The sequence below is a fragment of the Actinoplanes sp. NPDC024001 genome, assembly GCF_040638955.1.
GTDB lineage: Bacteria > Actinomycetota > Actinomycetes > Mycobacteriales > Micromonosporaceae > Actinoplanes.
On the sequence record NZ_JBEZZB010000121.1, the window covers coordinates 1 to 14,862 of the forward strand.

The 14,862-nt window shown below is 71.1% G+C and carries 13 protein-coding genes; 12 read left to right on the forward strand and 1 reads right to left on the reverse strand.

The genetic code is table 11. The features are described 5' to 3' along the window. Positions 1-167: 167 nt before the first annotated feature. Entirely contained in the window at positions 168-932 is a 765-nt protein-coding gene (locus AB0F81_RS35555; RefSeq protein WP_360204448.1) for a GntR family transcriptional regulator, read from the reverse strand. Between the two features lie 234 nt (positions 933-1,166). Here AB0F81_RS35555 and iolC point away from each other — a divergent pair, with 234 nt between their 5' ends. From iolC to AB0F81_RS35615, 12 genes are all read left to right on the forward strand, one after another. After that, complete coding sequence (gene iolC / locus AB0F81_RS35560; RefSeq protein ID WP_360204450.1) at positions 1,167-2,102, forward strand: 5-dehydro-2-deoxygluconokinase; 936 nt, start codon at positions 1,167-1,169, stop codon at positions 2,100-2,102. Further along, on the forward strand, positions 2,086-2,943 hold the full coding sequence (locus tag AB0F81_RS35565) for an aldolase (RefSeq protein ID WP_360204453.1): 858 nt from the start codon (positions 2,086-2,088) through the stop codon (positions 2,941-2,943). Before iolC ends, AB0F81_RS35565 begins: the two co-directional genes overlap by 17 nt. 10 nt (positions 2,944-2,953) lie before the next feature. Continuing rightward, positions 2,954-4,810, forward strand: a complete 1,857-nt coding sequence (iolD, locus tag AB0F81_RS35570) for a 3D-(3,5/4)-trihydroxycyclohexane-1,2-dione acylhydrolase (decyclizing) (RefSeq protein WP_360204455.1) — start codon at positions 2,954-2,956, stop codon at positions 4,808-4,810. A 14-nt stretch (positions 4,811-4,824) separates the two neighbouring features. Beyond that, complete coding sequence (locus tag AB0F81_RS35575) at positions 4,825-6,321, forward strand: CoA-acylating methylmalonate-semialdehyde dehydrogenase (RefSeq protein WP_360204458.1); 1,497 nt, start codon at positions 4,825-4,827, stop codon at positions 6,319-6,321. A 25-nt stretch (positions 6,322-6,346) separates the two neighbouring features. Then, complete coding sequence (locus AB0F81_RS35580) at positions 6,347-7,348, forward strand: sugar ABC transporter substrate-binding protein (RefSeq protein WP_360204460.1); 1,002 nt, start codon at positions 6,347-6,349, stop codon at positions 7,346-7,348. A 66-nt stretch (positions 7,349-7,414) separates the two neighbouring features. Then, a complete protein-coding gene (locus tag AB0F81_RS35585) occupies positions 7,415-8,479 on the forward strand; it encodes an ABC transporter permease (RefSeq protein WP_360204463.1) in 1,065 nt (354 codons plus the stop codon). After that, entirely contained in the window at positions 8,476-9,348 is an 873-nt protein-coding gene (locus tag AB0F81_RS35590) for an ATP-binding cassette domain-containing protein (RefSeq protein WP_360204466.1), read from the forward strand. The genes AB0F81_RS35585 and AB0F81_RS35590 overlap by 4 nt, the downstream gene beginning before the upstream one ends. Beyond that, entirely contained in the window at positions 9,345-10,259 is a 915-nt protein-coding gene (locus tag AB0F81_RS35595; protein WP_360204468.1) for a TIM barrel protein, read from the forward strand. The genes AB0F81_RS35590 and AB0F81_RS35595 overlap by 4 nt, the downstream gene beginning before the upstream one ends. Further along, positions 10,256-11,272 carry a Gfo/Idh/MocA family oxidoreductase gene (locus AB0F81_RS35600; RefSeq protein ID WP_360204471.1) on the forward strand — a complete coding sequence of 339 codons (1,017 nt, stop codon included), beginning with the start codon at positions 10,256-10,258 and terminating at the stop codon, positions 11,270-11,272. Before AB0F81_RS35595 ends, AB0F81_RS35600 begins: the two co-directional genes overlap by 4 nt. Then, on the forward strand, positions 11,269-12,132 hold the full coding sequence (locus tag AB0F81_RS35605) for a sugar phosphate isomerase/epimerase (protein ID WP_360204473.1): 864 nt from the start codon (positions 11,269-11,271) through the stop codon (positions 12,130-12,132). The genes AB0F81_RS35600 and AB0F81_RS35605 overlap by 4 nt, the downstream gene beginning before the upstream one ends. Positions 12,133-12,202: 70 nt before the next feature. After that, entirely contained in the window at positions 12,203-13,159 is a 957-nt protein-coding gene (locus AB0F81_RS35610; RefSeq protein WP_360204475.1) for a hypothetical protein, read from the forward strand. After that, positions 13,156-14,835 (forward strand): insulinase family protein, encoded by a 1,680-nt coding sequence (locus tag AB0F81_RS35615; RefSeq protein ID WP_360204478.1) that lies wholly within the window; start codon positions 13,156-13,158, stop codon positions 14,833-14,835. Before AB0F81_RS35610 ends, AB0F81_RS35615 begins: the two co-directional genes overlap by 4 nt. Positions 14,836-14,862: the final 27 nt, after the last annotated feature.

Sequence of the window (14,862 nt, forward strand, 5' to 3'; positions counted from 1 at the left end):
GCGATCCCGCAGGTCGCCGACCACGCCGGTCCAGGCGCCGGGGGTGAGGTCGGCGCCGCGCACCACCCACCCGCCGGCCCGCAACGCGGCCGCGACCGCCGCCCCCACCTGCCCCGATGATCCGGTGACCAGCACGACCGGGCTCATTGACACGGCTGCGGACCCGTTCAGCCGGCGGACAGGTTGATCTCGAAGCTGTAGCGGCTCGCCCGGTAGACGTGGCTGCCGTACTCCAGCACGCGCCCGCCCGCGTCCCACGCCGTGCGGGTCATCGTCAGCAGCGACGCGCCGCGTTTCTCGCCGAGGATGCGGGCCTCCGCGCTGGTCGCCGAGCGGGCGCCGATCACCTGGGTGGCGATGCGCGGGACGTGGCCGGCGCGGCGCAGCAGCACGTAGAGGCCGTGCTCGGCGAGTTCCTCGCGGGCCGGTTCCAGCACGGTCCGCGGGATGGCGTTGTGCATCAGCGCCAGCGGCTCGCCGGACGCGTAGCGCAACCGCTCGATCCAGGTGATCTCGGTGCCCGGCGGCAGCTGCAGGGCCTGCGCGATGGTGTCGCCGGCCGGGATCACCTTCAGGTCGAGCACCTCGGTGCGCGGCTGCCGGTCACCGGCGACCAGGTCGTCGTAAAGGCTGGACAGCTCCACCGGCCGGCGCACGCTGGGGTGGGCGACGATCGTGCCGACGCCGCGTTTGCGCACCAGCATGCCGCGCTCCACCAGATATTGGATCGCGCGGCGGGTGGTGGGCCGCGAGACGCCGAGCCGTTCGGCCAGGTCGACCTCGTTCTCGATCCGCGCGCCCACGCCGATCTCACCGGACTCGATGAGGGCCTGCAGCTGGCTGGCGACCTGGAAGTACAGCGGCACGGGGCTGGTCCGGTCCACGTCGACGCGGCGCACGAGGTTGGCTGGGTCGGACAGTTCCGAGGTCACGACATCCCCCTGGTGTCGACGTGTCTTTGTGAGTTTGTCAGGACAAAGTATTGACGGGGAAGCCCTCACGTTATTACATCGACGTTAACGAAACATAGGGTTATCGATTGATCACACAGAGTTGATCTAGCCAGCAGGGTTGATCTAGCCAGCAGGGTTGATCTAGCCGGCTCTGTCGAGCTCCACTCGCCGCATTCAGAGGGGACACCTATGCCCGCGGACGAGTTACTCACGATGGGACGCATCGGCGTCGACCTGTACCCGCAGCAGGCCGGAGTGCCGCTGCGCCAGGTCAGCACCTTCGAGAAGTTCCTCGGCGGCAGCCCGTCCAACGTGGCCGTCGCCGCCGCCCGCTACGGCCGGCGGGTCGCCCTGATCACCCGCACCGGCGCCGACCCGTTCGGCGAGTTCCTGCACGACGCGCTGCGCGGCTTCGGCGTCGACGACCGCTATGTGACCGCCGTGCCCGGCCTGCCCACTCCGATCGCGTTCTGCGAGATCTTCCCGCCGGACGACTTCCCGCTCTACTTCTACCGCTACCCGAAGGCCCCGGACCTGGAGATCCACGAGTCCGAGCTGGACCTGGACGCGATCGCCGCCGCCGGCATCTTCTGGGTCACCGGCACCGGGCTGTCGCAGGAGCCGTCGCGCTCGGCCACCCTCGCCGCGCTGCGCCACCGCAACCGCCGTGGCATCACCGTGCTCGACCTCGACTACCGGCCGATGTTCTGGCCGGACCGCGAGGACGCCCGCCGCTGGTACGCCGAGGCGCTGCCGTACGTCACCGTCGCCGTCGGCAACCTCGACGAGGCCGACACCGCCGTCGGGCAGCGCCGCCCGGCGCAGGCCGCGGCCGCCCTGCACGACGCCGGCGTCGAGCTGGCCGTGGTGAAACAGGGCCCGGCCGGGGTCCTCGCCTCCCAGCACGGCACGCAGGTCTCCGTCCCGCCCGTCCCGGTCGAGGTCGTCAACGGCCTCGGCGCCGGCGACGGTTTCGGTGGGGCGCTCTGCCACGGCCTGCTCGCCGGCTGGGATCTCGAGACGACGATGCGCTTCGCCAACGCCGCCGGAGCCATCGTCGCCTCGCGACTGTCCTGTGCCGACGCCATGCCCACCGAGGCCGAGGTCCGCGAGCTGCTGCAGGAGGCCACCCATGCCGGACGTCGGTGACCTGGTGCAGGCCCGGGTGAGCCGCCCGGAGACGATCGCCCGGGCGGCCGCGGCCCGCCGCCGGCCCACCTCGCTGCTCGGCCCGCACGGCCGCCTCATGATCATCGCGGCGGACCATCCGGCCCGGGGCGCGCTGCGTGCCGGCGCCGACCCGATGGCCATGGCGAACCGCGCCGACCTGCTCGACCGGCTCGCCGTCGCGCTGTCGCGCCCGGGTGTCAACGGGGTGCTCGGCACCCCGGACATCCTCGAGGACCTGCTGCTGCTCGGCGTCCTCGACGACAAGGTGGTGATCGGCTCGATGAACCGCGGCGGGCTGGCCGGCACCACCTTCGAGATCGACGACCGGTTCACCGCGTACGACGCGGCCAGCATCGCCGCGGCCGGCTTCGAGGGCGGCAAGATGCTGCTGCGCATCGACCCGGACGACCCGTCGACCGTCGCCACCCTGCAGGCCTGCGGCACCGCGGTCAGCGAGCTGGCCGGCCGGCAGGTGATGGCGATGGTCGAGCCGTTCATCTCACACCGCATCGACGGGCGGGTGCAGAACGAGCTGACCGCCGAGGCGATGACCCGGGCCGTCACGGTGGCCGCCGGGCTCGGCACCACCAGCGCCTACACCTGGCTGAAGGTGCCGGTGGTCGAGGACATGGAGCGGGTGATGGCGGCGACCACGCTGCCGGCGCTGATCCTCGGCGGCGACGCCGAGCCGTCGTACCAGCAGTGGCAGAAGGCGCTGAGCCTGCCCACGGTGCGCGGCCTGGTGATCGGCAGGTCCCTGTTGTACCCACCGGACGGCTCCGTCGCCGACACGGTCGACCGGACCGTGAACCTGTTGTGAGGGGATTGTCATGAGGCTGACGGTCGCGCAGGCCGTGGTGCGGTTCCTGGCGAACCAGTGGACCGAGCGGGACGGCGCGCAGCAGCGGACCATCGCCGGCTGCCTGGGGATCTTCGGGCACGGCAACGTCGCCGGTGTCGGGCAGGCGCTCTTGCAGGCCCAGCGCGAGGGCGACCCCGATCTGCCCTACCGGCTGGCCCGCAACGAGCAGGCGATGGTGCACACCGCCGCCGGGTTCGCCCGGATGCGCAACCGGCTGGCGACCTACGCGTGCACCGCGTCGATCGGGCCCGGCTCGACGAACATGCTGACCGGGGCCGCGCTGGCCACCGTCAACCGGCTGCCGGTGCTGCTGCTGCCCTCCGACGTGTTCGCCACCCGGGTGGCCACCCCGGTGCTGCAGGAACTGGAGCACCCGGGCGCCGGTGACGTGTCGGTCAACGACGCGTTCCGGCCGGTCTCGGCCTTCTTCGACCGGGTCTGGCGGCCCGAGCAGCTGCCCGCGGCGCTGCTGGCCGCGATGCGGGTCCTGACGGACCCGGCGCAGACCGGCGCGGTCACCCTCTGCCTTCCCCAGGACGTGCAGGCCGAGGCGTACGACTACCCGGACGAGCTGTTCGCCGAGCGGGTGTGGCATGTGCCCCGTCCGCAGCCCGAGCAGGCCTTCGTGGAGCGGGCCGCCGAGGTGATCCGCTCGGCGCGGCGGCCGCTGCTGATCGCCGGCGGCGGAGTGATCTACGCCGAGGCGTCGGCGGCGCTGGACCGCTTCGCCCGGGCCACCGGCATCCCGGTCGCCGACACCCAGGCCGGCAAGGGCGCGCTGAGCTTCGACCACCCGAACGCGGTCGGCGGGGTCGGCTCGACCGGCGCCCCGGTGGCGAACCGGCTGGCCCGCGACGCCGACGTGATCATCGGCGTGGGCACCCGGTACAGCGACTTCACCACCGCGTCGCGGACCGCGTTCCAGCAGCCGGGCGTGCGGTTCGTCAACCTGAACGTGGCCGCCTTCGACGCCGCCAAGCAGGCCGCGTACCCGATCGTCGCGGACGCCCGCGCCGGGCTGGACGCGCTCACCGACGCGCTGGACGGCACCCGCTTCGAGCTGGACTACGCCCCCGAGGTCGCCGCGTGGCAGGCCACCGTCGACCGGGCGTACCACCTCGGTCACGGGCCGCTGCCTGCCCAGAGTGAGGTGATCGGGGTGGTCAACGACGCGTGCGCAGCACGCGACGTGGTGGTGCAGGCGGCCGGCAGCATGCCGGGCGACCTGCAGCTGCTGTGGCGCGCCCGCGACCCGAAGCAGTACCACGTCGAGTACGGCTACTCCTGCATGGGCTTCGAGATCGCCGGCGCGCTCGGGATCAAACTGGCCGACCCCACCCGCGAGGTGTACGCGCTGGTCGGCGACGGCTCCTACCTGATGATGGCGCAGGAGATCGTCACCGCGATCGCCGAGGGCGTGAAGCTGATCGTGGTGCTGGTGCAGAACCACGGCTTCGCGTCGATCGGCGCGCTCTCCGAGCAGTCCGGCTCGCAGCGCTTCGGCACCGCCTACCGCTACCGCAACCCGCAGACCGGCGACTACGACGGCGCCCGGCTGCCGGTGGATCTCGCCGCCAACGCCGAGAGCCTGGGCGCGCACGTGATCCGCTGCCGTACGGTCGCCGACCTGGCCGACGGGCTCAAACGCGCCCGTGAGGCCGACCGGCTGACCGTCGTGCACATCGAGACCGACCCGCTGTCGCCGGTGCCCTCCTCCGAGTCGTGGTGGGACGTGCCGGTGGCCGCGGAATCCACCCTGGACAGCACCCGCGCCGCCCGCCAGGCCTACGACGCCGCCAAACGCGCCCAGCGGCAATACCTGTAGACAAGGAGCCTCCCGTGGCAAGCATCGAGCACTGGATCGGCGGCCAGTTCACCGCCGGCACGTCGCAGCGGCGCGGACCGGTCTTCGACCCGGCCACCGGCCGGCAACAGCACGAGGTGGTGCTCGCCTCGACGGCCGACGTGGACGCCGCCGTGCAGGCCGCGGCCACCGCGTTCGCGTCGTGGAGCCAGGCGTCGCTCAGCGCCCGCACCAAGGTGCTGTTCACCTTCCGGGAGCTGGTCAACGCGCGGGTCAAGGACCTCGCCGGGATCATCTCCGACGAGCACGGCAAGGTGCTCTCCGACGCGGCCGGGGAGGTGCAGCGCGGCCTCGAGGTGATCGAGTTCGCCTGCGGCATCCCACAGCTGCTCAAGGGCTCCTTCTCCGACCAGGTGTCGAGCGGCGTGGACGTGTTCAGCTTCCGCGAGCCGCTCGGCGTCTGCGCCGGCATCACCCCGTTCAACTTCCCGGCCATGGTGCCGATGTGGATGCACCCGGTCGCCATCGCCTGCGGCAACACGTTCGTGCTCAAGCCCAGCGAACGCGACCCGTCCGCGTCGAACTTCGTGGCCGACCTGTGGCGCGAGGCCGGCCTGCCGGACGGCGTGTTCAACGTGGTGCACGGCGACAAGGAGGCCGTCGACGCGATCCTGCGGCATCCGGACGTCGCGGCCGTGTCGTTCGTCGGCTCGACGCCGATCGCCCGCTACATCCACCAGACGGCGAGCGCCGCCGGCAAGCGGGTGCAGGCGCTCGGCGGCGCGAAGAACCACGCGATCGTGCTGCCCGACGCCGACCTGGACTTCGCCGCCGGCCACCTGACCGCCGCCGCGTTCGGCTCGGCGGGGGAGCGGTGCATGGCCATCTCCGCGGCGGTGGCGGTCGGCGCCGCCGGCGACCCGCTGATGGAGCAGGTCTCCCGAATGGCCTCGGAGGTGGTCGTCGGCCCCGGCCGGGACCCACGCAGCGAGATGGGGCCGGTGGTGACCTCGGCCGCCAAGCAGCGCATCGAGACGCTCATCGGCACCGGCGAGCAGCAGGGCGCGAAGGTGCTGGTCGACGGCCGCGGCCTGACGGTGCCCGGGCACGAGGAGGGCTTCTTCGTCGGCCCCACCGTCATCGACCAGGTGCAGCCGTCGATGGACGTCTACACCGAGGAGATCTTCGGCCCGGTCCTGTCGGTGCTGCGCGCCGACACGGTCGAGGCCGCCATCGACCTGATCAACAGCAATCCGTACGGCAACGGCACGGCGATCTTCACCAACAGCGGTGAGGCGGCGCGCCGGTTCCAGCGAGGGGTACGCGTCGGCATGATCGGCATCAACGTGCCGATCCCGGTGCCGATGGCCTACTACTCCTTCGGGGGCTGGAAGGACTCGCTCTTCGGCGAGCAGCACATCCACGGCCCCGAAGGGGTCTCCTTCTACACCCGGGCCAAGGTGATCACCTCACGCTGGCCGCACGTCACCCAGCCCATGGACGCGTCCCTGCACTTCCCTACCGCTAGTTGAGCCCCACCGCCTCCTGAGGAGAATCATGTCCAGATACGGCAACCGGGCGACCGCGGTCGTCCTGGCGATAGGCCTCGCGGTCACCGTGGGCGCCTGCAGCAGTTCCGGTGGCAAGGAAGCCGAGGAGAACGCGGAAGGCCTCTCCGGCGGCAAGGCCGGTACCCCCACCATGACGGTCGCCATGATCACGCATGCGGCGCCCGGCGACACCTTCTGGGACATCATCAAGAAGGGCGCCCAGTCGGCGGCGTCCAAGGACAACGTCGACCTCAAATACTCCGCCGACCCCAGCTCGGCGAACCAGGCGACCCTGATCCAGAGCGCCATCGACAGCAAGGTCGACGGGATCGCGGTCACCCTGCCCGACCCGCCGGCGCTGGTCCCGGTGGTGCAGAAGGCGATCGCGGCCGGCATCCCGGTGATCGCGTTCAACGCCGGCATCACCTCGTTCGAGGACTCCGGGGCGCTGGCCTACTTCGGCTCGGACGAGTCGGTGGCCGGCGAGACCGCCGGCGCGCGGGCCGCCCAGGACGGCGCCAAACACGTGCTGTGCGTGGTGCAGGAGCAGGGGCAGGTGCAGCTCGAAGCGCGCTGCGACGGCGTGCAGAAGGGCTTCGGCGGCGGCCAGTACGACAAGATCTACGTCAACGGCCGGGACATGCCGTCGGTGCAGACCACCATCGCCACCAAGCTGCAGCAGGACAAGACGATCGATCTGGTCGTCACCCTCGGCGCGCCGTTCGCGCTGGCCTCGATCCAGGCGGCCAAGGACACCGGCAGCCAGGCGAAGGTCGCCACCTTCGACTTCAACCCGCAGATCCCGGAGCAGATCAAGTCCGGCGCGCTGCAGTGGGCCATCGACCAGCAGCCCTTCCTGCAGGGCTACTCGGCGGTCGACGGGCTGTGGCTCTACAAGAACAACGGCAACGTGCTCGGCGGCGGCAAGGCGACGCTGACCGGGCCGTACCTGGTCGACAAGAACAACGTCGACTTCGTCGCGAAGTTCGCGGCGGCCGGTAACCGGTAGCCGTCGCACCCCGGGGCCGGCCAGCCCCGGGGATCCGGACTCACCTGAAGAAACCCGGAGATCGTCATGAGCTCAACTCTGGAGACCAGACCCGGTCCGCCGCCGGCCTCCGCGGCGGACGAGCGGGTCGCCCGGCAGTCCACACTGTCCCGCCTGCTTGCCCGGCCCGAGGTCGGTGCGCTGGTCGGCGCGATCCTGATCTACATCGTCTTCTTCATCGTCGCGCCGCCGTTCCGCCAGCCCGAATCCCTGTCGTCGGTGCTCTACGTCAGCTCCACCTTCGGCATCATGGCGGTCGCCGTCGCCCTGCTGATGATCGGCGGCGAGTTCGACCTGTCCGCCGGTGTCGCGGTCACCTCCTCGGCGCTGTTCGCCTCGATGTTCGCCTACGAATTCACCCTGAACCTGTGGGTCGGTGTCGCCGCCTCACTGGTGTTCGCCCTGCTCGTCGGCTTCATCAACGGCTACCTCGTGGTGAAGACCGGCATCCCCAGCTTCCTGGTCACCCTCGGCACCTTCTTCATGCTGCGCGGCCTCAACCTGGCGCTCACCAAGGCGGTCACCGGCAACGTGGCCACCAACGACGTGTCCAACATGGACGGCTTCAGCAGCGCGCAGAAGGTGTTCTCGTCGTCGTTCACCATCGGCAGCGTCTCGATCCGGATCACCCTGCTGTGGTGGATCCTGTTCGTCGCCGTCGGCACGTGGCTGCTGCTGCGGACCCGTACCGGCAACTGGATCTTCGCGGTCGGCGGATCGGCGCCGAGCTCCCGGGCGGTCGGCGTGCCGGTCAACAAGGTCAAGATCGGCCTGTTCATGGGCGTCGGCTTCCTGGCCTGGTTCACCGGCATGCACAACCTGTTCGCCTTCAACACCGTGCAGTCCGGTGGCGGCCTCGGCAACGAGTTCATCTACATCGTCGCGGCCGTGGTCGGCGGGTGCCTGCTCACCGGCGGATACGGCTCGGTGATCGGTGCCGCGATCGGCGCCTTCATCTTCGGCATGACCAACCTCGGCATCGTCTACGCCGGCTGGGATCCCGACTGGTTCTACTTCTTCCTCGGCGCGCTGCTGCTCGGCGCGATCCTGCTCAACTCGTTCGTGCGCAAACGGGCGGAGGCCATGAGATGACCGCGGTAGTCGAAAAGACCGCCACCCCGCTGGTGCGGCTCACCGACGCCGGCAAGAACTACGGCAACATCATCGCGCTGCGCGGCGTCACCCTCGAGGTGAGCGGCGGCGAGGTCACCTGCGTGCTGGGCGACAACGGCGCCGGCAAGTCCACCCTCATCAAGATCATTGCCGGCCTGCACGAGCACACCTCGGGCACCTACGAGGTGGAGGGCCAGGAGATCCACTTCAGCTCGCCGCGTGAGGCCCTCGACCACGGCATCGCCACCGTCTACCAGGACCTGGCCGTGGTGCCGCTGATGCCGGTGTGGCGCAACTTCTTCCTCGGCAACGAGGTGCGCAAGGGCGTGCGGATGGACATCCCGTTCATGCGCGAGACCACCAAGAAGGAACTGCTCGACATGGGCATCGACCTGCGCAACGTCGACCAGCCGATCGGCACCCTCTCCGGCGGCGAACGCCAGTGCGTCGCGATCTCCCGGGCCGTCTACTTCGGAGCGAAGGTGCTCATCCTCGACGAGCCGACAGCCGCGCTCGGCGTCAAACAGTCCGGCGTGGTGCTGCGCTACATCCTGCAGGCCCGCGAACGTGGGCTCGGCGTCATCTTCATCACCCACAACCCGCACCACGCCTACCCGGTCGGTGACCGGTTCCTGCTGCTCAAGCGCGGGCAGAGCATCGGCTACTACCGCAAGAGCGAGATCACCCGCGACGAGCTGACCGCGCTGATGGCCGGCGGCGCCGAGCTGGAGGAGCTCAGCCACGAGCTGGAGAGCGCGGGCGGCGCCTCCGCCGACGCCGCGAAGATCCTCGGCGAGGAGGTCCACGACCTGGGCCTGGACCGGGTGCCCTCGAAGGAGACGCCGTGACCACGCTGCATCTCGGTAGCTGCCCCGACTCGTGGGGGGTGTGGTTCGCCGACGACCCGCGCCAGACACCCTGGAACCGTTTCCTCGACGAGCTGGCCGAGGTCGGCTACGAGTGGCTGGAACTCGGGCCGTACGGCTACCTGCCGACCGACCCGTCGCGCCTCGGCGACGAACTGGCCCACCGCGGCCTGCGCGTCGCCGGCGGCACCATGCACGGCTACAGCGGGCTGCACCGGCCGGGCGAGCTGCCGGAGATCCTCGCCCGGACCCGGCCGGTGGCCCAGCTGACCGCCGCCCTCGGCGCCCGGGACCTGGTGTTCGTGCCGGTCCCCGGCTACCGCGACGACGAGACCGGCGCCTACCTGGAATCCGGCACCCTCGACGACGACGGCTGGAAGACGCTGGTGCGCGGCACCGACGAGCTGGGCCGGATGCTGGCCGAGGAGTACGGGCTGCGGCTGCAGTTCCACCACCACGCCGACAGCCACGTGGAGACCCGGCCGCAGATCGACCGGCTGCTCGCCGAGACCAACCCGGCGTACGTGTCGCTGTGCCTGGACACCGGCCACCTGGCGTACGGCGGCGGCGACGCGGCCGCGCTGATCGACGAGCACCCGGACCGGATCGGCTATCTGCACATCAAACAGATGGACCCGGCGATCGTGCGCCGGGCCCGCGGCGAGGACCTGGCCTTCGGGCAGGCCGTCGCGATGGGGGTCAGCTGCGAGCCGCCGGCCGGCGAGCCGGACATCCCCAGCGTGGTGGCGGCCCTGCGCCGGCGCGGCACGGACACGTTCGTGATCGTCGAGCAGGACATGTACCCGGTCGACTTCGACGTGCCCGCGCCCATCGCCGCGCGCACCCGCGACTACCTGCGCGGCTGCGGCATCGGAACGGACAGCCCGTCATGATCAATGTGGGAGTCATCGGCACCGGCATGATCGGCCAGGACCACATCCGGCGGATGACCACGGTGCTGTCCGGCGTCAAGGTGACGGCCGTGTCCGACGTGGACGCGGCCACCGCCCGGACGGTCGGCGAGCGCATCGGCGCGGCTGTGCACACCACCGGCCAGGAACTGGTCGCCGACCCCTCGGTCGACGCGGTCCTGGTCTGCTCCTGGGGACCCACCCACGAGCAGTACGTGCTCGCCGCCATCGCCGCCGGCAAACCGGTGTTCTGCGAGAAACCCCTGGCCACCACCACCGAGGCGTGCCGGCGGATCATCGAGGCGGAGACCGCGTACGGCAGCCGGCTCGTCCAGGTCGGCTACATGCGCCGCTACGACAACGCCTACCGGGCGCTCAAGGCGGTGCTCGACAGCGGGCAGATCGGGACGCCGCTGCTGATGCACTGCGCACACCGCAACCCGAGCGTGCCGCCGGTCTACGAGAAGGACATGGCGATCACCGACACCGCGGTGCACGAGATCGACATGGTGCGGTGGATGCTCGGGGAGGAGATCACGGCGGTGCGCGTGCTCGTACCCAAGCGCAGCCGCAACGGCGGCGCACTGCAGGACCCGCTGTTCCTGCTGATGGAGATGGCCGGCGGCGCGATCGTCGACGTGGAGATCTCGGTCAACATCCGCTACGGCTACGACATCCGCGGCGAGATCGTCGGCGAGGACGGCACCGCCGCGCTCGGCGAGCTCAGCCCGATCCTGGTACGCCGGGCCGGGCAGGTCGCCACCCCGGTGCCGGCCGACTGGCGCGAACGCTTCCTGCGCGCCTACGACATCGAGCTGCAGGAATGGATCGACGGTATCGCCGCGGAGATCCCGGCGAGCGGCCCCAGCAGCTGGGACGGCTACGCCGCGGCGGTCGTCTCCGACGCCGGGGTCAGCGCGCTGCACACCGGCCAGCGGGTGCCGGTCGCGCTGATGGACAAGCCCAAGCTGTACGCCGCGGAGGTGATCGCGTGAAGATCGCCCTCGACCCGTACATGCTGCGCGGCGTGCCGCTGCTGGAACTGCCGCGGATGGTCGCCGACCTCGGCTACCGCTACCTGGAGATGTCGCCGCGCGACGACTTCCTGCCGTTCTTCCTGCACCCGCGCATCGACCGGGCCGGGGTCCGGGCGTTCCGCCGGGAGCTGGACGCGGCGCAGGTCGAGGTGGCCTCGGTGCTGCCGCTGTACCGCTGGTCCGGGCCGGACGAGGACGAGCGGCAGGCCGCGGTCCGCTACTGGAAGCGGGCCATCGCGCTCACCGCGGAACTCGGGGTGACCGTGATGAACTCCGAGTTCAACGGCCGGCCCGAACGGCCGGCCGAGAGCGAGGCGCAGTTCTGGCGGTCGCTGGAGGAGCTGCTGCCGGTCTTCGAGCGCGAGGGGGTCCGGCTGGTGCTGGAACCGCACCCGGACGACTTCGTCGAGGACGGGATCGCGGCGGTCAACCTGATCCGCGGCATCGACTCTTCGCTGGTCAGCTTCCTGTACTGCGCGCCGCACACCTTCCACCAGGGCGGCGACCTGGAGGCGGTGATCCGCCACGCCGGGCCGCTGCTCACCCAGCTGCACCTGGCCGACTCGTTCGACCATCGCGGCTCGTCGGGGTTGCGCTACATCGTCAACCCGCCGGGGTCGGCGGTCCGGGTGCACCAGCATCTGGACATCGGGCAGGGCGAGGTCGACTGGGACCTGTTCTTCAGCACCCTGGCCGATGTGGGCTTCGACGGCATCGCGACGGTGTGCGTCTTCGCCTGGGAGGAGCGGGCGCATGACAGCGCCACCTACAACCTGGCCGAGGTGAAGCGCTACCTGGACAAGTATCCGCGACGCTGAGTGCGGGGGCCGGCCGGGAACCGTGGCCGGCCCCCTACTCAAAGCCGAAGTTGATCTTTATGCTCCCTGCGTGCCGCACCATCCCGACGTCGATTTCGACTACGAGGCCGCCTACCCGGACCTGCGCCGGCTGCGGTCCGCGCTGGCCCGCCACGACTGGCCCGGCTGCCGCGCGGTCCTCGACGCCACCGACCCGGCAAGCCGAACCGGCCTGATCCGCCTCGGCGGTGCACGGCCCCATGAAGGGTTTCTCCGCGCGGTCTTCCGCGACGATCCGGCCGACGGCGCCGCAGCAGCGATGTACGGCAGCTGCCTGATCGACATCGGCTGGGGCATCCGGGGCGGCGGGACCGCCCGGACGGTGAGCCGTCAGCAGTTCGACCTGTTCCGGAAATGGCTGCTCCAGGCCGAGCAGGTGCTGACCGAGGGAACCGCGCGCTGCCCTGGCGACACCGCCCTCTGGGCCAGCCGGCTGGACACCGCACGCGGCCTGCAGGCCGGGCAGGCCGAGGCCCGGCGCCGCTACGACCGGCTCGCCGAGATCGATCCGCACCACTGGCCGGCGCAGATGCTGATGGTCCAGCAGCTGTGCCCGAAATGGGGTGGCTCCTGGGAAGCGGTCCACCAGTTCGCCCACGACGCGATGATGGCCGCGCCGGCCGGCGGCATGCAGGGCGGACTGGTCGCCGAGGCGCACATCGAGCACTGGTTCTCGCTGCTCGGCGACGACAACGCGGCAGCCACCGCATATCTGCGGTCCCCGGCGGTCAGCGAGTCGATCTACCAGTCCGCCCACCGATCCATCGGCGCACCGGAATTCCGCCGGGACTGGGGCTGGGTGAAGGTGGGCAGCGAGTTCGCGTTCCTCTTCAGCGAACTGGGTGACCGGGCGGCGACGGCCTGGCTGTTCGACGGGCTCGGCCCGTTGGCGACCGAGTTCCCCTGGCACTGGCTGCGCGGCGACATCGTCGAGAACATCCGCGCGCGCCGGGCCTGGGCACGCGGCGAAGGGGAGATCACCCGATGATCCAGTACTACGAGATCGACGGGGTCCCGGCGCTGTTCACGCCGACTGACGGCCCGCTGCACGCCGGACTGGCGTTCCGAGTCGGCCTCGCCGACGAGCCGCTTGCCCGGCGCGGCATGACCCACCTCGTCGAACACCTGGCGCTGAACTTCCGCGGCGTGCCCGACAACCACCACCACAGCACGACCGGCGACGAGATCACCTACTTCCACCTCGGTGGCTCCGAGAAGGAGGTGGTCCCGTTCCTCGACGGTGTGTGCGCGGCCCTGCGCGACCTGCCGGTGCACCGCCTCGAGATCGAGAAGGAGGTTCTGCGCGTCGAACAGAACAGCCGGCCGGCGGCGGTGGGCGACCTGCTGGCGCTGACCCGGCACGGTGCCCGCGACTTCGGCATGCGCGGATACCCCGAGATGGGGCTGCGCGCGATCACCGCGGACAGCCTGCGCGACTGGACGGCCCGGTTCTTCAACCGGGCCAACGCCGCACTGTGGATCTCCGGACCGGCGCTTCCCGCCGGGTTGCGCCTGGCACTTCCCGACGGGCAACGCCAGGCCGCGCCGGCCGCGTCGTCCGCACTGCTCGAACGCCCGGCCCACCTGACCGGCCCGGCCGGCCTGCTCGCCTGGAACGCGGTGGTGCGCCGCAGCCCGGCCGCCGCGGTCTTCGCCGGCGTGCTGCAACGGGCGATGTTCCGGTCGCTGCGCCAGCACGCCGGGCTGTCCTACACCGTCGACGCCGCCCACGAGACGCGCGGCAACGGCACCTCGCTGATCACCGCCACCGCGGACGCCCTGCCGGAGAAGCGGGCCGCCGCCGTCGGCGGCTTCGTCGACGTCCTGGCCTCGCTGCGGTACACCGGTGCGGAGCCGGACGAGGTCGCCGCGGTCGTCCAGCAGCAGTGCGACAGCATCGCGGACGCCGCCCGGCTCGGCGCGCTGCTTCCCGGCCAGGTGACCGACCTGCTGACCGGTCATCCGGTCCGGGCGGCAGCGGACCAGCAGGCCGAGGTTCGCACGGTCACCGCCGAACAGGTGCGGGCCGTGGCGGTCGAGGCGTGGGCTGACGGCCTGCTCCTGGCACCCTGCGCGGTCAATGCGGGCTGGACCGGTCTCGCGCCGGTGCCGACCCGTTCGCTGTCCGCGGTCACCGGCAAGACGGTCCCCGCCATCGGCAACGACGACATCCGGCTGGTGAGCGGATGGTGGGGCGTCACGCTGTCGGAGGGCGACGAGGAATGTCTCACCGTCCGTTTCGAGGAATGCGCGGCGATGCTCGCCTACGGGGACGGCGGCCGGACGCTGATCGGGCACGACGGCATCACCGTCACGGTCGAGCCGACCCTGTTCGAGAACGGATCGGCCCGCGTCGCCCACATCGACTCCCGCACCGATCCCGGCCTGCGGATCGATCTGCCGGCGCGCCCGGCCGACGCCATACCGCAGCCCGAGATCGAGGAGTCGTGCTGCGACGACGACTGCTGCGACGGGGACTGCTGCGACGGTGACTGCTGCTCCGACGACGACTGCGCCGGCGAATGCTGCGAGCAGTGCTGCGACGACGACTGCTGTGACCGAGACTGCTGCGACGGTGACTGCTGCTCCGACGACGCATGTCAGGGCAGGTGCTGCACCGGCGGGCGGGTCGGTCGCGCCATGCGGCGCTTGCGCCGGCGCTGATCGGTACGCCGGGCGAGCCCCGGGGCC